Source organism: Allobosea sp. P2_A10, from assembly GCF_056405115.1.
The window spans coordinates 86399-108642 of record NZ_JBFUCS010000011.1 but is presented as its reverse complement, the minus strand read 5'-3'; the positions used below and the strand labels follow the sequence as shown (position 1 = coordinate 108642).

Genomic DNA, 22244 nt, shown 5'->3' with positions numbered 1-22244 from the left:
GGTTCAGGCGACACCTGCATCCGAGAGGCTGCGAAACAGGAAATTCTTGCCAGACGCGTAGTCATAGCCGGGATCTTCCCAGGCGATCATCTTGCCGGGATTGAGCAGCCCCTGCGGATCGGCCAGTCGCTTGAAGGAGAGTTGCGCCTCGTCTGTCTGCTTCATGCCACCCTCCTCCAGCGTGTAGCGATGCGGGTTGAAGATCGGCGCGCCCATCTCCTCATGAACAGCCATGATCTCCTCAAGCCGCTCTTCCGTGGTGAAGCGCACCAGAGGCAGGCCAAAACAGGTCACCTTGCCATCGAAGCGAACGAACTCGAGATGGCAGACCACCTCGTCGCCGAAGCGGGCATGGATGCGGTCGACGAGATCGACCTGGTTGGGAAAGGGATAGAGCACCTGCAGATAGGTGATCGCAGGGTCGATACGCAGCGCCCGCAATGTGGTGTGGTTCCAGCCCAGTTCGTAAGCCGGCGGCAGGCCCCTGGCATCCTCGGGCGATAACCTGTCCGAGCGCATCAGCAACTCCGCGCCCCGGAAACGACGCGCATAGGCCAAAAGCGCCTCCACCGCGAAATCGGCCGCCATGACGATGACGAGATGGCTCTCGCGCGGCAGGAATTTCCTGTGCCGCAGGAAATAATCATGGCCGACCGGCGCAGCGACGACAGCAAGGTTCTTCAGCGCGAGGCCGTCCTGCTCGCCCAGCCCGTTGGCGAATTCGGTTGCGGCACGGAGAGAGCCGAAGCCGAGGATGACGTCGACCCATTCATAAGCCGGCCCGAGCGGCATCTCGACCTGGGTGATGATGCCGTTCGTGCCATAGGCATGTGCCACCTTGTGCAGATCGTCGCCGCTCAGCGTGAGTATGCGCGGGCTCTCCTCCATCGTCGCGACCCTGAGCGAGATGATGTTGCCCCAGTCGCGCAGGCCGCCCCATTTGATCGAGCCGACCCCGCCCGAACCGCCCGCGATGAAGCCGCCGATCGAGGCGGTCTGATAGGTCGAGGGGTGCAGCCGGAGTTCCTGCCGCGAATGGTGCCGCGTCTCGTCGTCGATCCGGGCCATGATCGCGCCGGGCTCGGCGACATAGCGGCCGGGCACGATGTCGAGCACCTTGTTGAAGCCCGACAGATCGAGCAGCACGCCGCCAGACAGCGGCATCGCCTGCCCGTAATTGCCTGTGCCGGTCCCACGCGGCGTCACGGGAATGCCGAGCGCATGCGCGGCTGACAGCACCTCCAGCACCTGCGCCTCGCTTGTCGGCGAGACCACGATATCGGCGCTGACATGATCGAGCTGGCGCTTGAGCACCGGCGAATACCAGAAGAAGTCGCGGCTCTTTTGCTTGACCAGCGCCGGATTCTCCTCGGTCCGGATACCGGAGAGACGTGATTTGAGACCCGTGATGTCGTAGCGGATCGTCATGAGCAAAGGCCGTTCATCGTCAGCAAATCCAAGACCGCGTCATTCCGGGCAAGCGAAGCGCAGACCCGGAATCCATCCTAGAACGCCACAGTGCCTTGTGATGGATTCCGGATCGGCGCCGCTGCGCGGCTTGTCCGGAATGACGGCGTATAAAAGATCGAGGACATTCCATCACGACCGTCCACCCATCAGATGGTCGAGTTCGCGATGGTCGGGCAGCGTCGTATCGATCGCCTGGCCGTTCACCAGCACGGTGCGGTCAGCCTGCGGGCGGGCGAAGAACTCGGTCCAGTCCCGGGCGCGGGTCAGGATCAGGTCGGCCGGCCCGCCGGGAGAAAGCTTGCCCTTGCCGGCATAGCCCATGATGTCGGCCGGCCAGCGCGCGACCGCATTCGCCCAGTCCTTGCCCGAATGGTCGAGCTGGAGAATGCGCGTGCCCTCGCGCAAAACCTCGATCAGGTCGAGGTCGCCATAGGCGTAGAACGGATCGCGCGTATTGTCCGAGGCGATCATCACCGGCACGCCGGCAGCCTTCAGCTCATGCAGCGCCGTAACCCCACGCCAGCGCGGCGTGCGCCCGGCCTGACGGTCCTGAAGGTACATGTTGCACATCGGCAGCGAGACCACGGCGATGCCGGCGTCACGCACCTTGGCGATGATGCGCGCCTCGACTTCCGGCGTCTGGACGCTGAGCGAACAGCAATGCCCGCACAGAATCTTGCCCGTGAAGCGATGCCGGATCGCGGCGTCCGCGATGTTCTCCAGAGCGCGCGCTTGCGGGTCGTTGGTCTCGTCGACATGGAAATCGAGATCGAAACCGTTCTCGATTGCGGTCTCGAAGACAATGTCGAGCGCCTTGTCGAGTTCGGGGATCATGTAGCTGACGCAGCCGAAGATGCCGTCACCACGCGTTTTCACAGCAGCCGTCACAGCCTGCATATGGGCAGCATCGAGCGCGAACTGCACACCGAAGAGTGGCGACGCCTGCAGCGCGATGCGGCCCGCCCATTCGGCCCGCAACTCCGCCAGCACCGGCCAGGTGATACCGATCTGCTTGCCGAGCGAATCGATATGGGTGCGCATTGCCGCCGTGCCGTGCGCGAAGGCGCAGCGCAGGCCGAAATCCATCCGGGCGCGGACATCTTCTGCCGACCAATTGGCCTCCCGGTCTGCCATCACATTGTTCAGCGCGCCCATGAAGCTGCCATCGGGATTGCGCCGGCGCGGCCAGATGTGGCCCTTGTCGAGATGGACATGGCAGTCGACCAGGCGCGGCAGCACGATCCCACCGTCGAGATCGAGCGTGGCAAGTGCGTCGAGCGGCGGCGTTCCTGCCGGCAGGATGGACGAGACGCGACCGTCCTCCACGGCAATGTCAATGCTGGCCAGCCCATCGCGATCGGCCGCAAGCGAAGCTCCTTCGATCAGGCAGAGCGGCGCGCGGGCATTCGTCAGGCGAAACGAGGCCGAGGCAGGCAGGCGGGCAAATCCGGTCGTCACGTCCTGTCGCTCTCCCACACGCTGCGCCGTCGATACCGGCCAGCATGAGGGGCTGCGAGAGCGCGATCAAGCGCCTACGACGCATCCCTGTCAGGACGCGTCGCCGCACGGCTTGCCCGGCGCTGCCCGATCGCGCATGAGGGCGGCTCGCGAGCGGAATGCGGAGACCGGGACCATGCCGAAGCAGGCTGACATCATCGACGGCAAGGCGGCGGCAGCGGCGCTGCGGATGGAGATCGGTCGCGAGATCGCCGCGATCAAGGCCTCGACCGGCCTCGTGCCCGGCCTGCATGTCGTGCTCGTCGGCGACGACCCGGCGAGCCGCGTCTATGTCGCCTCCAAGGAGAAGCTCGCGGCCGAGATCGGCATGAATTCGGTGGCGCATCGCCTGCCGGCCGAGACCAACGAAGCCGAGTTGCTCGCAAAACTCGCCGAGCTCAACGCCGACGAATCAGTCGATGGCATCCTGGTCCAGCTGCCGTTGCCCAGGCATATCGATACCGGCCAGATTATCGACGCGATCGACCCGGCCAAGGATGTCGACGGCCTTCACCCGATCAACGCCGGCCTGCTCGCCGGCGGCAAGAACGGGCTCGTGCCCTGCACGCCGCTTGGCTGCATGCTGCTGCTCAGGCAGGCGCTGCCGAGCCTGTCTGGGCTGGAGGCCGTCGTGATCGGTCGTTCGGAACTCGTCGGCCGCCCGGTCGCGCAATTGCTGCTTCAGGCCGATTGCACCGTGACGATCGCGCATTCGCGCACGAAGGACCTGGCCAGCGTGGTGAGGCGCGCCGACATCGTCGTGGCGGCGGTCGGCCGGCCGCATTTCGTCAAGGCCGACTGGATCAAGCCCGGCGCGACCGTGATCGATGTCGGCATCAACCGCATGCCCGACGGCAAGCTCGCGGGCGACGTCGATTTCGCGGAGGCAGTGAATGTCGCGGGCGCGATCACGCCCGTGCCCGGTGGCGTCGGCCCGATGACGATCGCCTGCCTGCTGCGCAATACGCTGACGGCATTCAAGGCGCGGCGGGGGTAACGCCGTCGAGCGGCTCTATGCTTTACGTGCCGAGGCGCCGACGCAAGTCCTCAACCGCAGCGCGGAGAGGCGGCAGATCGTCGGTGACGACGCTCCAGAGGATGTCGGGATCGACCCGCCAATACTCATGCCGGATCAGATTACCGATCGCGCGGATGCCTGACCACGCAATCTCCGGCCTCAATGCGAGGACGTCGTCCGGCAGATGTCGCGTAGCCTCCGAGATGATTTCCAGCGATCGTTCGACTCCGCGTTGAAGGAAACGGGCTCTGTCGAAGCTGGCACGACCATGGCCAGCAACGGCTTCTTCGATCAGTGAAATTGCATCCAGAATGTCATCGAGCACGACGCCGATGTCACGCGACATCAAAACACCTGGAACGCTTCGCTCTCGATCCGGTCCCGCAGCTTCGGATGCAGGCTCTTGCGCGTCGTCAGATCGACATCGACCCCGAGCTCGGAGACAAGAAAGGCGTGCATTCCAGCAAGGTCGATCAGCGAGAACTTCCGTCCGGGCGTTACATCGATAAAGACGTCGATATCACTGTCTGGACCGGCCTCATCTCGTGCGGTCGATCCGAACAGGAACGCCGCTGCGGCCCCTCTGGCGCGAAGCGCGTCCGCGTAACGCGCGAGTTCGGAGGCGGCTCGGTCCCGGGTCATGCCCATAGATTACACCACACAAGGCCGGAAGCGAAGAACGCCGCCCTCACATATGGATCTGGCGCTTGTCGACCGCGAGCGCGGCTTCCTTGACCGCTTCGGCCAGCGTCGGATGGGCGTGGCAAGTGCGGGCGAGGTCTTCGGACGAGCCGCCGAACTCCATCAGCACCGTGACCTCGGCGATCAGGTCGCCGGCATGGGGGCCGATGATGTGGCAGCCGAGCACGCGGTCGGTCGTGGCGTCCGCCAGAAATTTCACGAACCCGTCGGTGTGGCGGATGGCGCGCGCACGCGCATTGGCCGTGAACGGGAACTTGCCGACCTTGTAGGCGGTGCCGGCCGCCTTGAGTTCTTCCTCGGTCTTGCCGATCGAGGCGACTTCCGGGGCGGTGTAGATGATGCCCGGGATCGCATCGTAATTCACATGCCCGGCCTTACCACTGATGATCTCGGCCACCGCCATGCCCTCGTCCTCGGCCTTGTGGGCGAGCATCGGGCCGCGCACGACGTCGCCGATGGCGTAGATGCCGGCGACATTGGTCCTGAAATGATCGTCGATGACGACACGGCCGCGCTCGGTCGCAACGCCGGCCGCTTCCAGGCCAAGGCCTTCGGTGTTCGGACGACGCCCGATCGCGACCAGCACGATGTCGGCCGAAAGCGTCTTGCCCTCACCGCCTGCCGCCGGCTCGACGGTGACGCTCGCGCCCTTCTTTCCCGTCTCGACCTTGGTGACCTTGGAGCCGAGGATGAACTCGAAACCCTGTTTCTGCAGAATGCGCTGGAACTGCTTGGCGATCTCGTCGTCCATGCCCGGCAGGATGCGGTCGAGATATTCCACGACCGTGACCTTGGCGCCGAGGCGGCTCCAGACCGAACCGATCTCGAGCCCGATCACGCCAGCGCCGACGACAAGCAGTTCCTTGGGAACGGCCGTCAGCTCAAGAGCGCCGGTCGAGGTCACCACGGTCTTCTCGTCGATGGCGACACCAGGCAGCGCGGTGGCTTCCGAGCCCGTGGCGATGACGATCGCCTTGGTTTCCAGCTCCTGAGTCTTGCCGTCGGCCGCGGTCACCACGACCTTGCCGGCGGCCGGGATCGAGGCGGTGCCGAAGAACGGCTCGATCTTGTTCTTCTTCAGCAGGAAGGCGACGCCGTTGACGTTGGCGTCGACCGTCTCCTGTTTGTGAACCATCATCTGCTTGAGATCGAGCTTGGGCTTGCCGACGACGACCCCGAGGCTCGGGAAGGTGTGGCTGGCTTCCTCGAACCTCTCGGAGGCATGCAGCAACGCCTTGGACGGGATGCAGCCGACATTCAGGCAGGTGCCGCCATGCGTCTTGCGCTTTTCGACGACGGCGACCTTGAGGCCGAGCTGAGCGGCGCGGATGGCGCAGACATAGCCGCCGGGGCCGGTTCCGATGACGACGAGATCGTAGGACATGGGTTCTCTTCAGACGTGGAAATTATTCGGCGGCCGACCTGCTGACGGCGTATTTCGCCGCAAGCTGCTCGACCATGGCGGTTTCTATGGCGATCCGAGCCGTGTCGGCGCAAATGTCGATCTCGTGGCCCTCGTTGTCGAGTTTCCATCCGAAAGAGCGGCCGCGCGCCGCGATCGCGACCTGGGCGAAATAAGCAGAGTCGCCCAGCGCTGCAAAAGCGGGATACTGCGCGACCTCCTCCGTCAGATCGTACTCGCCCGACAGCCCGTCATCGAAGGTGACGCGCAGAACCTTTCCTCGCACAGCCTCGACATCCTTGATCCGGTACTTCATTCGATCCGGCCTCCGCTGTAGCTGCCCTCTCTGATGTCTTTCCAGATGGAAGCGACCTGCTCCCGATTCGTCGCCAGCCACGCGTTGACGCTTTTCGCCTTGGCCGGCGGCAATGATCCGTTGAGGATATCACCAGTCACGATGGAAATCTGCGCCTCGTGCTCTGCGAACATCGCGTGGAGATGAGGCGGCAGATGGTCCTTGAGATAGATCACGATGCGAACACCGTCGATGATCGCGATCGTCGGCATTCGCCGCCGCGATCATCACAGATCCAGCACGAGCCGCGCCGGGTCCTCCAGCGCCTCCTTGATGCGGACGAGGAAGGTCACCGCTTCCTTGCCGTCGATGATGCGGTGGTCGTAGCTCACAGCCAGATACATCATCGGGCGGATGACGATCTGGCCACCGACGACCATGGGGCGCTCCTGGATCTTGTGCATGCCGAGGATCGCCGATTGCGGCGCGTTCAGGATCGGCGTCGACATCAGCGAACCGTAGACGCCGCCATTCGAGATGGTGAAGGTGCCGCCCTGCATGTCCTCGATCTTGAGGGCGCCGTCGCGGGCCTTCTTGCCGAGAACGCCGATCGCCTTTTCGACGCCGGCGATGGAAAGCTGGTCGGCGTCGCGCACCACCGGCACGACGAGCCCCTTGTCGGTGCCGACGGCGACCGCGACGTGATAATAGTTCTTGTAGACGATGTCGGTGCCGTCGATCTCGGCGTTGACCGAGGGAATCTCCTTCAGCGCCTGCACGCAGGCCTTCACGAAGAAGCCCATGAAGCCGAGCTTCACGCCGTGCTTCTTCTCGAAGACGTCCTTGTACTGGTTGCGCAGCGCCATCACGGCCGACATGTCGACCTCGTTGAAGGTCGTCAGCATCGCGGCGGTCGCCTGCGCCTCCTTGAGGCGGCGCGCGATGGTCTGGCGCAGCTTGGTCATCTTGACGCGCTCTTCACGCGAGGCGTCGTCGGGGGCGGACGGCGCGCGAACCTGCACTGGGGCCGGCGCCGCGGCGGGAGCGGACGTACCGCCGGTCGCAATCGCCGCCAGCATGTCGCCCTTGGTGACGCGACCGTCCTTGCCGGTTGCAGGAACGGAGGCCGCATCGACGCCGCTCTCCGCGGCCAGACGGCCGACGGCCGGGCCGGAATCGGCAGCCTTCGTCGCAGGCTTTATCGGGGTATCGCCTGCAACCGCGCCGGCCTTCTTCTCGGCTTCCCTGACCGTGTCGGCCCCCGCCTTTCCGGCAGCCTGCGCCACTGCATCATCCTTCTTCGGCGCGGCCGCTGGAGCAGCCGCCTTGCCGTCGCCGGCCGTGATCATGCCCAGCAGCGCGCTGACGCCGACGGTCTCGCCTTCCTTGGCGACGATCTCGCCGAGTACGCCGGCCGAGGGTGCGTTGACCTCGAGCGTGACCTTGTCGGTTTCGAGCTCGACCAGGGGCTCGTCGGCCTTGACCGCGTCGCCGGGCTTCTTGAACCACTTGCCGATCGTGGCCTCGGAGACGGATTCGCCGAGGGTGGGTACGCGGATTTCGGTCGCCATGTCAGGCCTCTTCTTCGTGTCTTTGTCTGACGTTCCGGATCAGGTCGCGCGGATCACGCCGCGAAAGCCTCGTCCAGGAACGCGTTGAGCTGGGCGAGGTGCTTGGACATCAGGCCGGTTGCGGTCGCAGCCGAGGCCGGACGCCCGATATAGCGCGGCCGTTTCGACTTCGAGCCGGCATGGCCGAGCACCCATTCGAGATAGGGTTCGACGAAGGTCCAGGCGCCCATGTTCTTGGGCTCCTCCTGGCACCAGACCACGTCCGCGGCCTTGAAGCGCGCCAGTTCCTGCGCCAGCGACTTCAGCGGGAACGGATAAAGCTGCTCGACGCGCATCAGATAGACATCGTCGATGCCGCGCTTCTCGCGGTCTTCGAGCAGGTCGAAATAGACCTTGCCGGAGCAGAGCACGACGCGGCGGATCTTGGAGTCCTTGACCAGCTTGGTCTCGGACTTGCCGCGCTCGGCGTCGTCATGCAGCACGCGGTGGAAGGTCGACCCTTCGGCAATGTCGGCGAGGTCGGAGACGCACCGCTTGTGGCGCAGCAGCGACTTCGGCGTCATCAGGATCAGCGGCTTGCGGAAGTCGCGCTTGAGCTGGCGACGCAGGATGTGGAAATAGCTCGCCGGCGTCGAGCAGTTCGCCACCTGCATGTTGTCCTCGGCGCACATCTGCAGGAAGCGCTCGAGACGGGCCGAGGAGTGCTCGGGACCCTGCCCCTCATAACCATGCGGCAGCAGGCAGACGAGACCGGACATGCGCAGCCATTTGCGCTCGCCCGACGAGATGAACTGGTCGAACAGCACCTGCGCGCCATTGGCGAAGTCGCCGAACTGCGCTTCCCAGCAGGTCAGGGCGTTGGGCTCCGACAGCGTGTAGCCGTATTCGAAGCCCAGCACCGCCTCTTCCGAGAGCATCGAGTTGATGACCTCGTAGCGCGACTGGCCCTCACGGATATGGTTCAGCGAGGTATGGCGGCCTTCCGTCTCCTGGTCGATCAGCACCGAATGGCGCTGCGAGAAGGTGCCGCGCTCGCAATCCTGGCCCGAGAGGCGGACCGGGTTGCCGTCGAGCAGAAGGGAGCCGAACGCCAGGGACTCGGCGGTCGCCCAGTCGATGCCGCTGCCCGATTCGACAGCCTTCTTGCGGTTATCGAGGAAGCGCTGGATCGTCTTGTGCGCGTTGAAGCCGGCGGGCGTCGCGGTGATCTTCTCGGTGATCTCCTTGAGCACCTCGGCGGGAACGCCGGTCGCGCCGCGGCGCGGATCGTCCTCGTCGGCGCGGATCGCCTTCATCCCGGCCCAGCGGCCATCGAGCCAGTCGGCCTTGTTGGGCTTGAAGGCCTGGCCGGCCTGGAATTCGACCTCGAGCTTGTCCTTCCAGGCGGCGCGCATGCTGTCGATGTCGCCCGGCTGGATCACGCCCTCTGCTTCGAGCTTGGCCGAATACAGCTCCAGCGTCGACTTGTGCGCGCGAATCTTGCGGTACATCAGCGGCTGGGTGAAGCCCGGCTCGTCACCTTCGTTATGGCCGAAGCGGCGATAGCAGAACATGTCGACCACGACCGGCTTGTGGAACTTCTGCCGGAACTCGATCGCGATCTTTGCGGCGAAAACGACCGCCTCGGGATCGTCGCCGTTCACGTGGAAGACCGGAGCCTCGACCATCTTGGCCACATCCGACGGATAGGGCGAGGAGCGCGAATAGCGCGGATAGGTCGTGAAACCGATCTGGTTGTTGATGATGAAGTGCACCGAACCGCCGGTGCGATGGCCCTTCAGCCCGGACAGGCCGAGGCATTCGGCGACCACGCCCTGGCCGGCGAAAGCCGCATCGCCATGCAGCAGCAGCGGCAGCACCTTCGAGCGCTCGACGATGTCGCCGAACTGGTCCTGCTTGGCGCGGACCTTGCCCAGCACGACGGGATCGACGATCTCGAGATGCGACGGGTTGGCGGTCAGCGAGACGTGAACGTTGTTGCCGTCGAACTCGCGGTCGCTGGACGCGCCGAGATGGTACTTCACGTCGCCCGAGCCCTCGACGTCGTCAGGCGCGAAGGAGCCGCCCTTGAACTCGTGGAACAGCGCGCGGTGCGGCTTGCCCAGCACCTGCGTCAGCACGTTGAGGCGGCCGCGATGGGCCATGCCGAAGACGATGTCGCGCACGCCGAGAGCACCGCCGCGCTTGATGATCTGCTCCAGCGCCGGGATCAGCGATTCGCCGCCATCGAGCCCGAAGCGCTTGGTGCCGGTGAACTTCAGGTCGATGAACTTCTCGAAGCCTTCCGCCTCGACAAGCTTGTTCAGGATCGCCTTCTTGCCCTCGCGGGTGAAGGCGATCTCCTTGTCGGGCCCCTCGATCCGCTCCTGCAGCCATGCCTTCTGCTCCGGATCGGAGATGTGCATGAACTCGATGCCGATAGTGTTGCAATAGGTCCGCTGCAGGATCGTGGTCATCTCGCGGATGCTCGCGAATTCCAGCCCGAGCACGTTGTCGATGAAGATCTTGCGGTCGAGATCGGCTTCGCCGAAGCCGAAGGAGGCCGGCGAGAACTCCTCGGGGTCCTTGGGGCCCTCGATGCCGAGCGGGTCGAGCTTGGCGTGAAGGTGGCCGCGCATCCGGTACGCCCGGATCATCATGATAGCGCGCACGGAATCGCGTGTCGCCTGCTGGACATCGGACGCGCTCAGCGTCGCGCCGGCAGCCTTGGCCTTGGCGCCGAGCTTGTCGGAGACGACCTTTTCGACCACGGCCCAGTTGCCGTCGAGCGCCGAAATCAACTCGCCATTGGCCACGACCGGCCAGTTCGGCTTCTTCCACGAGGCGCCGCGCGCGTTCTGGACGATGGCGGCGCCGTCATCCTTCAGGCCCGCGAAGAAGCCCTGCCACTGCTCGTCGACCGATGTCGGATCGGCCTCGTAGCGGGCGTAGAGATCCTCGATATAGGCCGCGTTGCCGCCATAGAGGAAACCCGTCTGGGCGAGAGCCTCGTTGATGTCCTGGCGAGCCATGTTGTCCTGCCTTCCGTCCCGAATCCGTCCGAGCGTCGTGATCTTCGTTCTAGATGGTCGCCGTCGCCGGCCGATATCCGCCCGTGTTCAACAGGCCGACCAAGGTCTTTCCAAGGCGCGCGGGCGCAAAGCCCGCCTGCCGCGATTGCGTCCGGGCTGAAATGGCAGCGCCGCCAGCCGGAGCCGTCGCCGCGGCTGCCTGCCCGAACAGCCTCTCGGCCGTCTCGACGGGCATGTAGAAAACATTCGGCTGGAGGCGAAACCCCCGCACCAGCCGGCTGCCGTCCCAATGCGCCGGCTCGTAGCCGGCCGGCAGATGCTGCAGCATGTCGACATCGGCCCCGGTCTCGAGCATCACCACCGGGCGATGCCGCGACAGGGTTTCGCGCGCGCCGTCGAGCACCTGTGGCTCGAAACCCTGCACGTCGATCTTGACGAAGGCCGGCGCAAGCCCTTCGACGCTGTCGAGCGGTTCGACGGCGCATTCGATCGTCTCGATCGTCAGCTTGTCGGGCCTGAATCCGGCGAGGTTCTTCGGCGTCAGCCAGTTCTCCGCCTCGGACCGGTCGAGCGAGGCGAGCCCGTCGAACATCCAGCCATTGTAATAGGGCACATGCAGCGTCAGCACGGCCGGCTCGTTGCCCAGCGCCAGCGTCTTCACCTCGACGCCACGATCGCCCGCGAAGAGCGCCCGCAACTGCTCCGCCAGGTGCGGATTCGGCTCGAACGAGACGATCCGTGCGTCAGGCAGGAACAGCCTGATCGCGTCGATGCTCTGGCCGCGATTGCCGCCGATATCGAGGATCATGCCGTCGCGTGGCAGGCGAAGCGCGGCGAGCGCGGCGAAGTCGCCGTCGAAAGGCTTGCGCAGCACCCGCCTGATGCCGCGCTGCAGGGCGTTCTTCATGCCGAAAAGGCCGGGAAACCGGACCTGGAAGGCGCGAAGATACGGCCCGAGCCTGCCGCGCATGATCGTCAGCCCTTCAGCACTTCGACGAGCGTCTTGCCAAGCCGCGCCGGCGAGGGCGAGACCCGGATGCCGGCCGCTTCCATCGCCGCGATCTTGTCGTCCGCGCCGCCCTTGCCGCCCGAGATGATCGCGCCGGCATGGCCCATGCGACGGCCGGGAGGCGCGGTACGACCGGCGATGAAGCCGACCATCGGCTTCTTGCGGCCGCGCTTGGCTTCGTCCTTGATGAACTGTGCCGCGTCCTCTTCGGCCGAGCCGCCGATCTCGCCGATCATCACGATCGAGGTCGTCTTCTCGTCGGCGAGGAACATCTCCAGCATGTCGATGAACTCGGTGCCCTTGACCGGGTCGCCGCCGATGCCGACCGCCGTGGTCTGGCCGAGACCCTCGCGCGTGGTCTGGAACACAGCCTCATAGGTCAGCGTGCCCGATCGCGAGACGATGCCGACCGAGCCCGGCTTGAAGATATTGGCCGGCATGATGCCGATCTTGCTCTCGCCCGCCGTGACGACGCCGGGGCAGTTGGGCCCGATCAGCCGCGACTTCGAGCCCGAGAGCGAGCGCTTGACCCGGACCATGTCGAGCACCGGAATGCCCTCGGTGATGCAGATGATCAGCGGGATTTCGGCATCGATCGCCTCGCAGATCGCATCCGCCGCGCCCGGAGGCGGCACATAGACGACAGACGCGGTCGCGCCGGTCTTCTCGCGCGCCTCGGCGACGGTGTCGAAGACCGGCAGGCCGAGATGCAGCGCGCCGCCTTTGCCCGGCGACGTTCCGCCGACCATCAGCGTGCCATAGGCGATCGCCTGCTCGGAATGGAAGGTGCCGTTCTTGCCGGTGAAGCCCTGGCAGATGACCTTGGTGTTCTTATCGATCAGGATGGACATGGTTTTTCCTCAGGTCTTCTTGATCGCGGCGACGATCTTCTGCGCGGCATCGTCGAGATCGTCGGCGGGAATGACGTTCAGGCCGGACGAGGAAATGATGTCCTTGCCTTCCTGGACGTTGGTGCCTTCGAGCCGCACCACCAGCGGAACCTGGAGCCCGACCGCCTTCACCGCGGCGATGACGCCGCGCGCAATAACATCGCACTTCATGATGCCGCCGAAGATGTTGACCAGGATGCCCTTCACCTTCGGGTCGGCGGTGATGATCTTGAACGCCGCCGTGACCTTCTCCTCGGTCGCGCCACCGCCGACATCGAGGAAGTTCGCAGGGCTTTCCCCGTAGAGCTGGATGATGTCGAGCGTCGCCATGGCCAGGCCCGCGCCGTTGACCATGCAGCCGATCGTGCCGTCGAGCGCGATATAGGCGAGATCATATTTGGACGCCTCGATCTCCTTGGCGTCCTCTTCCGTCTCGTCGCGCAGCGCCATCACCTCGGGGTGCCGGTAGAGCGAGTTGGAATCGAACGAGACCTTGGCGTCGAGGCACTTGATCTGACCCTGCGTCGTCACGATCAGCGGGTTGATCTCCAGCATCGCCATGTCCTTGGCGACGAAGGCGGCGTAGATCTGCGCCAGCACCGTCCCGGCCTGCTTGGCAAGATCGCCGGTGAGGCCGAGCGTGCGCGCCACGGTGCGGCCGTGATGGGGCATGATGCCGGTCGCGGGATCGACCGAGAAGGTCACGATCTTCTCGGGCGTGTCATGGGCGACAGCCTCGATGTCCATGCCGCCTTCGGTGGAGACCACGAAGGCGATGCGCGAGGTCTCGCGGTCGACCAGCGCCGAGAGATAGAACTCCTTGGCGATGTCGGAGCCGTCTTCGATATAGAGCCGGTTGACCTGCTTGCCGGCCGGGCCCGTCTGCGCCGTCACCAGCGTGTTGCCGAGCATCTCCCTGGCGTGGCTCTCGACCTCTTCGATCGACTTGGCCAGCCGGACGCCGCCCTTGGCGTCGGGGCCGAGTTCCTTGAACTTGCCCTTGCCGCGGCCGCCGGCATGGATCTGGCTCTTCACCACATAGAGCGGGCCGGGCAGCTTCTTCGCGCCCTCGACGGCCTCGGCGACCGTGAGCGCCGCAAAGCCGGCGGAGACCGGCGCGCCGAACTCCTTGAGAACCGCCTTGCCCTGATATTCGTGGATGTTCATGCCTGATGTCCTGTGCGGAAGCTGCGACGGGCGGTGAGCCTCTGGCGGGACGACGAGCGCGGCGCAAAGGCCGCCACGCTCATCGCGCCATCGGCTCTATCTCACGCCAATGACGAATCGATGGCCTTGCAGGCTTCGATCAGGCCCTGCACCGAGGCGACCGACTTTTCCAGCATGGCCTTCTCGGCTGCGTTGAGCCGGATCTTGACGACCCGCTCGACGCCCTTGGCGCCGATCACGACGGGAACGCCGAGGAACATGTCCTTGACGCCGTACTGACCCTTGAGCGCGGCGGCCGCAGGCAGCACGCGCTTCTGATCCTTGAGATAGCTCTCGGCCATGGCGATGGCGGAGGCCGCCGGCGCGTAGAAGGCCGAGCCGGTCTTGAGCAGGTTGACGATCTCGCCGCCGCCCTTGCGGGTCCGGTCGACGATGGCGTCCATGCGCTCCTGCGTCGTCCACTTCATCTTGATCAGGTCGGGCAGCGGGATGCCGGCGACGCCGGAATAGCGCACCAGCGGCACCATGTCGTCGCCATGGCCGCCGAGCACGAAGGCCGAGACGTCCTTGACCGAGACCTTGAACTCGTCGGCCAGGAAGTGGCGGAAGCGCGCGGAGTCGAGCACGCCGGCCATGCCGCAGATCATGTTGGGCTTGAGGCCCGAGAACTTCTGCAGCGCCCAGACCATCGCATCGAGCGGGTTGGTGATGCAGATCACGAAGGCCTTGGGGGCGTAGGTCTTGATGCCTTCGCCGACCGCCTTCATCACCTTGAGGTTGATGCCGATCAGGTCGTCGCGGCTCATGCCCGGCTTGCGCGGCACGCCGGCGGTGACGATGATCACATCGGCGCCCTTGATGTCCTCATAGCTGCTCGTGCCCTTGTAGGACGCATCGAAGCCGTCGACCGGAGCGGATTCGGCGATGTCGAGGCCCTTGCCCTGCGGGATGCCGTCGGCGATGTCGAACAGGACGATGTCGCCGAGTTCCTTGAGACCGGCGAGGTGGGCGAGCGTTCCGCCGATCTGGCCGGCGCCGATGAGGGCAATCTTCTTGCGGGCCATGAGCTAGTCCTTGTCCTTGGCGCTGCGACAGCCGGCGAGTCCGGCGAAATGCTGGGTTTCTTTGGCCCAGACAGCCCTTTTGCCGCAACCCCGCGCCGCACGGAAGGGATTTGTCGATCAAGCTGCTGCGATCACGATGGAATCGTGAAAAGTCTTTTCTATTTCAACGGCTTGTTGAGGTCTTCATCGATATTCGCTCGACGGGTGCCGGGAAAAGCGGCAATAACAATTTACAGATTTTGTAATTTATCATAAAATTTTCAGATGATCCCGCTGCCCAGCACCCGCAGCACGACCCGGATCAGCGTCGAGAGCCTGGCGTCGACGGAGGCCTGCGGTACGTCGGCCTCCAGCGCCAGCGAGGCCGGGTGAATGAAGCGGTGCGTCGCATCGATGACGAAGGCGATCGCCCGGTCCCTGTCGCGCGGCTCGAATGCCCCCGACGCCACGCCTTCGTCGACCACACGCTCGAACAGGGCGCGCACGCGCGTCCGGTTGCGCCGGCTGATGGCGTGGCGCTTGGCCACGGCCTGCGACAGGGCGGCGAAAAGATGCGGATCTTCCGCGAGCAGGTCGCGGTTGGCCTTGGCCAGCGCCAGGATCAGGCGCTCGAGCTTGTCGTCGGCGGGGTCTGGGCCATCGGCGATGTCGGCGAGGCGGCGCTCGGTCGCCTTGAGCCAGACATCGACGACCGCATCGACCAGCGCCGCGCGCGACGGGAAATAGCGATAGACATTGGCATGCGTCATGCCGGCCTCTTCCGCCACCGCCACCACGGTGAAGCGCTTCAGCCCGAACTGGCGCAGATGCTCGCTGGCGACCGTGAGAATGCGGGTCTCGCTCGGCTCACGCATCACCATCGTCAGGTCTCGACCAGACCGCCGGAATCGCCCGACGCTGCCGAATCGGCGCGGCCATGCGGCAGGCCGAGATAGTCGTCAGAGCGCATCTCGATCAGCCGCGACACCGTGCGGTCGATCTCGAAGGCCTCGCGGCCGGTCTTGGCCTTGTAGAGTTCATGCGCTTCGGCCCCCGCCGAGGCGACGAGCTTCACATGATGCTCGTAGAGCGTGTCGATCAGGATGATGAAGCGCTTGGTCTCGTTGCGCTGCTCGTCCTTGAGCACGGGTATGTCGTCGAGCACCAGCGTGTGGAAGCGCTGGGCAAGCGCGATATAGTCGGACGCGCCATAGGCCTGGCTGCAGAGGTCGGAAAAGCTCGCCCGCGCCACGCCGCCCGCCGCCTGGGGAATGCGCAGATCGTGCCCCTTCACCGAGAGCCTCACCGGCGAGCCCTGCGCGACGCCGCTCAGCCGCCTGAACGCAGTGTCGAGGGCGGCCTTCGCTGCTGCATCCGCTGGCACATGATAGGTCGGTGCGCCGCCGAGCTTCTCCAGCCGGAAATCGGTGCGGGCGTCGAGCCGGACGATGTCGACCTTCTCGGTCAAAAGCTCGATGAAGGGCAGGAACAGCGCCCGGTTGAGACCGCCCTCATAGAGTCGCGACGGCTCGACATTGGAGGTCGCGACCACGACGACGCCAGCCGCGAAGAGCGCCGTGAAAAGCCGCCCGAGGATCATCGCATCGGCGATGTCGGTCACCGTGAACTCGTCGAAACAGAGCAGGCTCGCCTCTTCCGCCAGATCCGCCGCGATCGGCGCGATCGGATCGGGCTCCCTGACTTCGCCGGCCTTGAGACGCTGGCGATAGGTGTGGATGCGGGCGTGCACATCGGCCAGGAATTCGTGGAAATGCACGCGTCGGCGCTTGGGGATCGGCGCGGCGTCGTAGAACAGGTCCATCAGCATGGTCTTGCCGCGCCCGACCGAGCCCCAGATGTAGAGCCCTTTCGGGCCATCGCCGGCAGGCTGCCTGCCGCCGAACAGCCAGCCGAGCGCGCTGCTCTTCCTCGCCAGCCTGCGCGCCGCCAGCGCATCGCTCAGCGCCGAAAGCCGCCTGACGACGGCGACCTGCGCAGCGTCGCGCTCGATGGCGCCGGTGTCGACGAGGGCAGCGTAACGGTCTGAAATCGAGACGGACATGGCTGGGGCATGCTGGAGGCGGGAACAGCCGGGTTACGGCAGCCCCGCCCGCCCCGCAAGACCGGCGCGGCGCATGACGCGGTTCCAGAACCACAACGCAGCATCGTGACTGGCCTGTGATCGAGGTCTGGCGTGGTCTCGTCCGCGGGCCGCGCGGCGCCGCCGCAGGATTTGCTGGGGAACGGGCATGGACAGGAGTTCGGCGGCCATCACGCTCGCCTTGTTCGCACAGATTTCCGCCGCGCCGGCCCGTCAGGCTACGCCCGAGCCCGCTCGCCGAACGCCCGCCCCAGCGGCCCGGTCCGAAACCGAACCGACCAGACCCGCTCGCCCGCAGCCGGCACCGCAGCGACGGGACACCCCGCTATCTCGCGCCTTGCCCGCCGACTGGCTTCAGGATCGGGCGACCGGCGGCATGTAGCGCGAAATCCCGTCCACGGTGTCCCGGGACGGGGTCGCCAGCCAATGGCCGGGCAGGACGCGCTATCCGTCTTCTGACGGCTATCCGCGCTGCAGACATTTCAATAAGCTCATGGCCAAGGCTGGCACCGGACGCATCTCGACGCGACGGGACGGCAGCCTGAGAAAAGCCTGGCGAGTGATCGCGTGCAAGGAGATCTGATAATGAAAAAACTGCTTTTGGCGACACTGTCGGCTTCGGCCCTGATGGCGGCGCAACCGCTCGCGGCCAAGACGCTGATCTACTGCTCGGAGGGCAGCCCCGAGAACTTCGCGCCGAGCGTCAACACGACCGGCACCTCCTTCGACGCCAACACCCAGATCTACGACACCATCGTCCAGTTCGAGCGCGGCGGCACCAAGGTCGAGCCGGCGCTGGCGGAGAAATGGACCATCTCGGCCGATGGCCTGACCTACACCTTCAATCTGCGCAAGGGCGTGAAGTGGCACAACACCCGCGCCTTCAAACCGACGCGCGACTTCAACGCCGACGATTTCGTCTTCATGATCGAGCGGCAGTGGAAGGAAGCCAACCCGTATTTCAAGGTCACCAGCTCGAACCACTCCTATTTCGGCGACATGGGCATGCCCAAGCTGCTGAAGAGCGTCGAGAAGGTCGACGACTACACCGTCAAGATCACGCTGAACCAGCCCGAGGCGCCGTTCCTCTCCGATCTCGCGATGCAGTACGCCAGCGTCCAGTCGAAGGAATATGCCGATGCGATGCTGAAAGCCGGCACGCCCGAGAAGATCGACCAGGATCCGATCGGCACAGGCCCGTTCTCGCTGGTGCAGTATCAGAAGGACGCGATCATCCGCTACAAGGCGTTCCCCGAATACTGGGCCGGCAAGGCCAAGATCGACGACCTGATCTTCGCGATCACGCCTGACGCCTCCGTCCGCTGGGCCAAGCTCCAGAAGGGCGAATGCCATGTCATGCCCTATCCGAACCCGGCCGATCTCGAGGCCATCCGCAAGGACGCCAACGTCCAGGTTCTGGAGCAGCCCGGCCTGAACATCGGCTATCTCGCCTACAACACCACCAAGAAGCCCTTCGACAACGTCAAGGTCCGCCACGCCATCAACATGGCGATCAACAAGAAGGCGATCATCGACGCGGTCTATCTGTCGAGCGGCATCGCCGCGACGAACCCGATCCCGCCCTCGATGTGGTCCTATAACGAGACGGTCAAGGACGATCCCTTCGATCCGGAAGCCGCCAAGAAGGCGCTGGCCGAGGCGGGCTACGCCAACGGTCTCGAAATCGACCTCTGGGCGATGCCGGTGCAGCGTCCCTACAACCCCAACGCCAAGCGCATCGCCGAACTGATGCAGGCCGACCTCGCCAAGGTCGGCGTCAAGGCCGAGATCAAGTCGTTCGAATGGGGCGAATACCGCAAGCGCATGCAGGCGGGCGAGCACCAGACCGGCATGCTCGGCTGGACCGGCGACAATGGCGATCCGGACAACTTCCTGCACACGCTGCTCGGCTGCGATTCGGCCAAGACCAACGGCTCCAACGTCGCCAAGTTCTGCTACCAGCCCTTCGAGGATCTGGTGCTGAAGGCCAAGGCGACCTCCGATCAGGCGCAGCGCACGGAGCTCTACCGTCAGGCGCAGGTGATCTTCAAGGAACAGTCGCCCTGGTTCACCATCGCGCATGCGGTGCAGCTCAAGCCGATGCGCAAGGAGGTCAAGGACTTCCAGCTTTCGCCCTTCGGCCGCCACACCTTCTACGGCGTCGACATCGCCAACTGACGACCTTGTCGGCCGGGCCTTTGGCCCGGCTGATGCATCGCCTGCCGGGCGCGGCCGCTTGCAGCGCCGCGCCCGTTTTCGTTTGAGGAGAGACGACGATGTCCGTTCGCATGCTGGCCGCCGCCGCGGCGCTGGGTTTGAGCAGCCTTTTATCCGTCGTCCAGGCCCGGGCGCAGGCGCTGGTGGTCTGCTCGGAGGCGAGCCCGGACTTCCTCAACCCGCAATTCTCCTCGCAAAACACCGCCTATGACGTCGCGGCGCAGATCTACGACAAGCTCGTCACCACCGAGCGTGGCGGCTCGCAGATCATCCCGAGCCTGGCCGAATCCTGGACGATCTCGGATGACGGCCTCGCCTACACCTTCAAGCTCCGCAAGGGCGTGAAGTGGCACACCGGCAAGACCTTCACGCCGAGCCGCGATTTCAACGCCGACGACGTCGTCTTCTCGATCATGCGGATGTTCGACGCCAATCACCCCTACAACAAGGTCGGCGGGAGCAATTACCAGTTCTTCGACGCGATCATCAAACCGAGCCTCAAGGCGGTCGAGAAAGTCGACGACCTCACTGTCAAGATGACTCTGACTCAGCCTTATGCGCCGCTGATGAGCGCGCTCTCGGTCGAGCCGATGTCGATCCTCTCGGCTGAATATGCCGACGCGATGATGAAGGCCGGCACACCCGAACAGGTCAATCAGACGCCCATCGGCACCGGCCCGTTCTCGCTCGTCGCCTATCAGAAGGACGCGACGATCCGCTTCAAGGCCGTGCCGGACCATTGGACCACGGCCGTCGGCAACAAGGACCGGATGGCGCTGGTCAGCGACCTGATCTTCGTAATCACGCCCGACGCCGCCGTGCGCTACGCCAAGGTCAAGGCAGGCGAATGCCAGATCGCGCGCTATCCAAGCCCTGGCGACCTGCCGGCGATGCGGGCGGATGCGAACCTGACCATGCTGTCGGGTTCGATCGCCGACCAGAGCTTCCTCGCCTTCAACCAGCAGAAGAAGCCCTTCGACGACAAGCGCGTGCGCGAGGCGCTGGTCTACGCGACCAACATTCCCGCGATCATCGACGCGGTCTATCAGGGCACCGGCAAGCAGGCGGCGGCGCTGGTGCCGCCCTCGCTGTGGTCGCATGACGACAAGCTGAAACCCCGCCCCTATGACCCCGCCAAGGCCAAGGCGCTGCTCGCCGAGGCCGGTCTGCCCAATGGCTTCAAGACCGTGCTCTGGGCCATTCCGGTGGTGCGCGCCTACATGCCCAACGGCCGCCGCGCCGCCGAGCTCATCCAGGCCGACTGGGCCAAGATCGGCGTCCAGGCCGAAATCCAGAGCTATGAATGGGGCGAGTATCTCAAGCGCGGCCGCGCCGGCGACCATGAGGTCGGCATGTTCGGCTACACCTGGGACTATCCCGATCCGAGCCAGATCCTGCTGTCGGGCTGGCATTGCGACGGGCTGAAATCCGGCGCCAACCGGGCGCGCTGGTGCAACAAGGAATTCTCCGACCTGTTGACCAAGGCCAACACGATCACCGATCAGGCGCAGCGCACGAAGATGTTCGTGCGCATGCAGGAGATCTTCCAGGAGGATGTCGGCGGGCTGCTCTTCGCCAACGCGCAGGCCTTCACGCCGGTCCGCAAGGACGTGAAGGACTACAAGATTCACTTCTTCGGTGGCCAGCCCTTCGTCGGTGTGTCGCTGGCCAAGTGACCCTGCGACAGGACGGCGGCGGGACAGCAAGCGCCGACACGGCTCGGCTGCACAATCCACAGGCAGAATTTGCGCGCGCCTTCGGCCTCGTTGTAACTGGATCAAACAAAGCCTGATCGCGGCACGCTGCGGCCGGGCAGACAGGTTCCGGACCCGGCAATGCTTCGATTCATCCTCACGCGCGTCAGTCTGGTGATCCCGACCTTCATCGGCATCACCATGCTGGCCTTCTTCCTGATCCGCCTCGTGCCGGGCGACCCGATCGAGACCATGGCCGGCGAGCGCGGCATCGACGCAACCAGACACGAGGCCCTGCGCAAGGAACTCGGCCTCGACCGGCCGATCCTGGTCCAATACGGCATTTACATCGAGCGCGTGCTGCACGGCGATCTCGGCAAGTCGATCGTCACCCGCGAGAGCGTGATCTCCGAGTTCAACGCACTGTTCCCGGCGACCATCGAGCTTGCGCTCTGCGCCATCTTCATCGCGCTCGCGATCGGACTTCCGGCGGGCATCATCGCGGCGGTCAAGCGAAACTCGCTCTTCGACCATGGCGTGATGGGGATATCGCTGACCGGCTATTCGATGCCGATCTTCTGGTGGGGCCTGCTGCTGATCCTGCTGTTTTCGGTGCAGCTCGGCATCACACCGGTCTCGGGCCGCATCGCCGTGCAGTATTACATCGAGCCCGTCACCGGCTTCCTCACGGTGGACAGCCTGCTGGCAGGCGACTACGGCGCCTTCAAATCGGCGCTGGCCCATCTTGTCCTGCCCTCGATCGTGCTGGGCACAGTGCCGCTGGCCGTGATCGCGCGGATGACGCGCTCTGCGATGCTCGAGGTGCTGGGCGAGGATTACATCCGCACCGCCCGGGCCAAGGGCATGGCGCCGCTACGCGTTGTCGCGTTGCATGCGCTGCGCAACGCGCTGATCCCGGTGATCACGGTGATCGGACTGCAGGTCGGCGTGCTCTTCACCGGTGCGATCCTGACCGAGACGATCTTCTCCTGGCCCGGCGTCGGCAAATGGCTGATCGAGGCGATCAGCCGGCGCGACTACCCGATCCTTCAGGGCGGAACGCTCCTGATCGGCGTCGTCGTGATGAGCGTCAACCTGCTGGTCGATCTGCTCTATGGGCTGATCAATCCCCGCATCCGTCACGCGCGCTGAGGGGA

The 22244-nt window shown here is 65.0% G+C and carries 19 protein-coding genes; 4 read left to right on the top strand and 15 right to left on the bottom strand.

Features of this window, described 5'->3' with window-relative positions; genetic code table 11:
* Positions 1–3 precede the first annotated feature (3 nt).
* Positions 4–1428: an FAD-binding oxidoreductase gene (locus tag AC1DZY_RS16680; RefSeq protein WP_476821253.1), complete on the bottom strand. Its 1425-nt coding sequence runs from the start codon at positions 1426–1428 to the stop codon at positions 4–6.
* 171 nt (positions 1429–1599) lie between these two features.
* The gene (locus AC1DZY_RS16675) at positions 1600–2928 is read right to left on the bottom strand and encodes a cytosine deaminase (RefSeq protein ID WP_476821252.1); all 1329 of its coding nucleotides are present in this window, start codon (positions 2926–2928) and stop codon (positions 1600–1602) included.
* Positions 2929–3103: 175 nt separating this feature from the next.
* On the opposite strand from AC1DZY_RS16675, the gene folD reads away from it, so the two are divergent.
* Complete coding sequence (folD, locus tag AC1DZY_RS16670; RefSeq protein ID WP_476821251.1) at positions 3104–3964, top strand: bifunctional methylenetetrahydrofolate dehydrogenase/methenyltetrahydrofolate cyclohydrolase FolD; 861 nt, start codon at positions 3104–3106, stop codon at positions 3962–3964.
* 22 nt (positions 3965–3986) lie between these two features.
* Here the strand turns inward: folD and AC1DZY_RS16665 are convergent, their stop codons facing one another.
* From AC1DZY_RS16665 to zapE, 13 genes are all read right to left on the bottom strand, one after another.
* Positions 3987–4331 carry a HepT-like ribonuclease domain-containing protein gene (locus tag AC1DZY_RS16665; RefSeq protein ID WP_476821250.1) on the bottom strand — a complete coding sequence of 115 codons (345 nt, stop codon included), beginning with the start codon at positions 4329–4331 and terminating at the stop codon, positions 3987–3989.
* Positions 4331–4633, bottom strand: coding sequence for a nucleotidyltransferase family protein (locus AC1DZY_RS16660; protein ID WP_476821249.1), 303 nt, complete (start codon positions 4631–4633; stop codon positions 4331–4333). The genes AC1DZY_RS16665 and AC1DZY_RS16660 overlap by 1 nt, the downstream gene beginning before the upstream one ends.
* Positions 4634–4673: 40 nt before the next feature.
* Positions 4674–6071: a dihydrolipoyl dehydrogenase gene (gene lpdA / locus AC1DZY_RS16655; RefSeq protein WP_476821248.1), complete on the bottom strand. Its 1398-nt coding sequence runs from the start codon at positions 6069–6071 to the stop codon at positions 4674–4676.
* Between the two features lie 22 nt (positions 6072–6093).
* Positions 6094–6405, bottom strand: coding sequence for a DUF2442 domain-containing protein (locus AC1DZY_RS16650; RefSeq protein WP_476821247.1), 312 nt, complete (start codon positions 6403–6405; stop codon positions 6094–6096).
* Positions 6402–6656 (bottom strand): DUF4160 domain-containing protein, encoded by a 255-nt coding sequence (locus tag AC1DZY_RS16645; RefSeq protein WP_476821246.1) that lies wholly within the window; start codon positions 6654–6656, stop codon positions 6402–6404. The genes AC1DZY_RS16650 and AC1DZY_RS16645 overlap by 4 nt, the downstream gene beginning before the upstream one ends.
* Before the next feature lie 15 nt (positions 6657–6671).
* The gene (odhB, locus tag AC1DZY_RS16640) at positions 6672–7955 is read right to left on the bottom strand and encodes a 2-oxoglutarate dehydrogenase complex dihydrolipoyllysine-residue succinyltransferase (protein WP_476821245.1); all 1284 of its coding nucleotides are present in this window, start codon (positions 7953–7955) and stop codon (positions 6672–6674) included.
* Positions 7956–8008: 53 nt separating this feature from the next.
* Positions 8009–10966 carry a 2-oxoglutarate dehydrogenase E1 component gene (locus AC1DZY_RS16635; RefSeq protein WP_476821244.1) on the bottom strand — a complete coding sequence of 986 codons (2958 nt, stop codon included), beginning with the start codon at positions 10964–10966 and terminating at the stop codon, positions 8009–8011.
* A gap of 49 nt (positions 10967–11015) precedes the next feature.
* Positions 11016–11936: an FkbM family methyltransferase gene (locus tag AC1DZY_RS16630; protein WP_476821243.1), complete on the bottom strand. Its 921-nt coding sequence runs from the start codon at positions 11934–11936 to the stop codon at positions 11016–11018.
* Positions 11937–11941: 5 nt separating this feature from the next.
* On the bottom strand, positions 11942–12826 hold the full coding sequence (sucD, locus tag AC1DZY_RS16625; protein WP_476821242.1) for a succinate--CoA ligase subunit alpha: 885 nt from the start codon (positions 12824–12826) through the stop codon (positions 11942–11944).
* Positions 12827–12835: 9 nt separating this feature from the next.
* A complete protein-coding gene (sucC, locus tag AC1DZY_RS16620) occupies positions 12836–14032 on the bottom strand; it encodes an ADP-forming succinate--CoA ligase subunit beta (protein ID WP_476821241.1) in 1197 nt (398 codons plus the stop codon).
* A gap of 101 nt (positions 14033–14133) precedes the next feature.
* A complete protein-coding gene (gene mdh / locus AC1DZY_RS16615) occupies positions 14134–15096 on the bottom strand; it encodes a malate dehydrogenase (RefSeq protein WP_476821240.1) in 963 nt (320 codons plus the stop codon).
* A 260-nt stretch (positions 15097–15356) separates the two neighbouring features.
* Complete coding sequence (locus tag AC1DZY_RS16610; RefSeq protein WP_476821239.1) at positions 15357–15956, bottom strand: TetR/AcrR family transcriptional regulator; 600 nt, start codon at positions 15954–15956, stop codon at positions 15357–15359.
* A gap of 2 nt (positions 15957–15958) precedes the next feature.
* Positions 15959–17137, bottom strand: a complete 1179-nt coding sequence (gene zapE / locus AC1DZY_RS16605; protein WP_476821238.1) for a cell division protein ZapE — start codon at positions 17135–17137, stop codon at positions 15959–15961.
* Positions 17138–17761: 624 nt separating this feature from the next.
* Between zapE and AC1DZY_RS16600 the strand changes: the two genes are divergently transcribed.
* From AC1DZY_RS16600 to AC1DZY_RS16590, 3 genes are all read left to right on the top strand, one after another.
* Positions 17762–19354 carry an ABC transporter substrate-binding protein gene (locus AC1DZY_RS16600; protein WP_476821237.1) on the top strand — a complete coding sequence of 531 codons (1593 nt, stop codon included), beginning with the start codon at positions 17762–17764 and terminating at the stop codon, positions 19352–19354.
* Between the two features lie 98 nt (positions 19355–19452).
* Positions 19453–21069 (top strand): ABC transporter substrate-binding protein, encoded by a 1617-nt coding sequence (locus AC1DZY_RS16595; protein WP_476821236.1) that lies wholly within the window; start codon positions 19453–19455, stop codon positions 21067–21069.
* Positions 21070–21228: 159 nt separating this feature from the next.
* A complete protein-coding gene (locus tag AC1DZY_RS16590; RefSeq protein ID WP_476821235.1) occupies positions 21229–22239 on the top strand; it encodes an ABC transporter permease subunit in 1011 nt (336 codons plus the stop codon).
* Positions 22240–22244: the final 5 nt, after the last annotated feature.

Bases quoted from the DNA above. Each gene is read 5' to 3' on its own strand.
- AC1DZY_RS16680 (WP_476821253.1), bottom strand. From the start codon at position 1,428: ATGACGATCCGCTACGACATCACGGGTCTCAAATCACGTCTCTCCGGT.
- folD (WP_476821251.1), top strand. From the start codon at position 3,104: ATGCCGAAGCAGGCTGACATCATCGACGGCAAGGCGGCGGCAGCGGCG.
- AC1DZY_RS16665 (WP_476821250.1), bottom strand. From the start codon at position 4,331: ATGTCGCGTGACATCGGCGTCGTGCTCGATGACATTCTGGATGCAATT.
- AC1DZY_RS16660 (WP_476821249.1), bottom strand. From the start codon at position 4,633: ATGGGCATGACCCGGGACCGAGCCGCCTCCGAACTCGCGCGTTACGCG.
- lpdA (WP_476821248.1), bottom strand. From the start codon at position 6,071: ATGTCCTACGATCTCGTCGTCATCGGAACCGGCCCCGGCGGCTATGTC.
- AC1DZY_RS16650 (WP_476821247.1), bottom strand. From the start codon at position 6,405: ATGAAGTACCGGATCAAGGATGTCGAGGCTGTGCGAGGAAAGGTTCTG.
- AC1DZY_RS16645 (WP_476821246.1), bottom strand. From the start codon at position 6,656: ATGCCGACGATCGCGATCATCGACGGTGTTCGCATCGTGATCTATCTC.
- odhB (WP_476821245.1), bottom strand. From the start codon at position 7,955: ATGGCGACCGAAATCCGCGTACCCACCCTCGGCGAATCCGTCTCCGAG.
- AC1DZY_RS16635 (WP_476821244.1), bottom strand. From the start codon at position 10,966: ATGGCTCGCCAGGACATCAACGAGGCTCTCGCCCAGACGGGTTTCCTC.
- AC1DZY_RS16630 (WP_476821243.1), bottom strand. From the start codon at position 11,936: ATGCGCGGCAGGCTCGGGCCGTATCTTCGCGCCTTCCAGGTCCGGTTT.
- sucD (WP_476821242.1), bottom strand. From the start codon at position 12,826: ATGTCCATCCTGATCGATAAGAACACCAAGGTCATCTGCCAGGGCTTC.
- sucC (WP_476821241.1), bottom strand. From the start codon at position 14,032: ATGAACATCCACGAATATCAGGGCAAGGCGGTTCTCAAGGAGTTCGGC.
- mdh (WP_476821240.1), bottom strand. From the start codon at position 15,096: ATGGCCCGCAAGAAGATTGCCCTCATCGGCGCCGGCCAGATCGGCGGA.
- AC1DZY_RS16610 (WP_476821239.1), bottom strand. From the start codon at position 15,956: ATGGTGATGCGTGAGCCGAGCGAGACCCGCATTCTCACGGTCGCCAGC.
- zapE (WP_476821238.1), bottom strand. From the start codon at position 17,137: ATGTCCGTCTCGATTTCAGACCGTTACGCTGCCCTCGTCGACACCGGC.
- AC1DZY_RS16600 (WP_476821237.1), top strand. From the start codon at position 17,762: ATGAAAAAACTGCTTTTGGCGACACTGTCGGCTTCGGCCCTGATGGCG.
- AC1DZY_RS16595 (WP_476821236.1), top strand. From the start codon at position 19,453: ATGTCCGTTCGCATGCTGGCCGCCGCCGCGGCGCTGGGTTTGAGCAGC.
- AC1DZY_RS16590 (WP_476821235.1), top strand. From the start codon at position 21,229: ATGCTTCGATTCATCCTCACGCGCGTCAGTCTGGTGATCCCGACCTTC.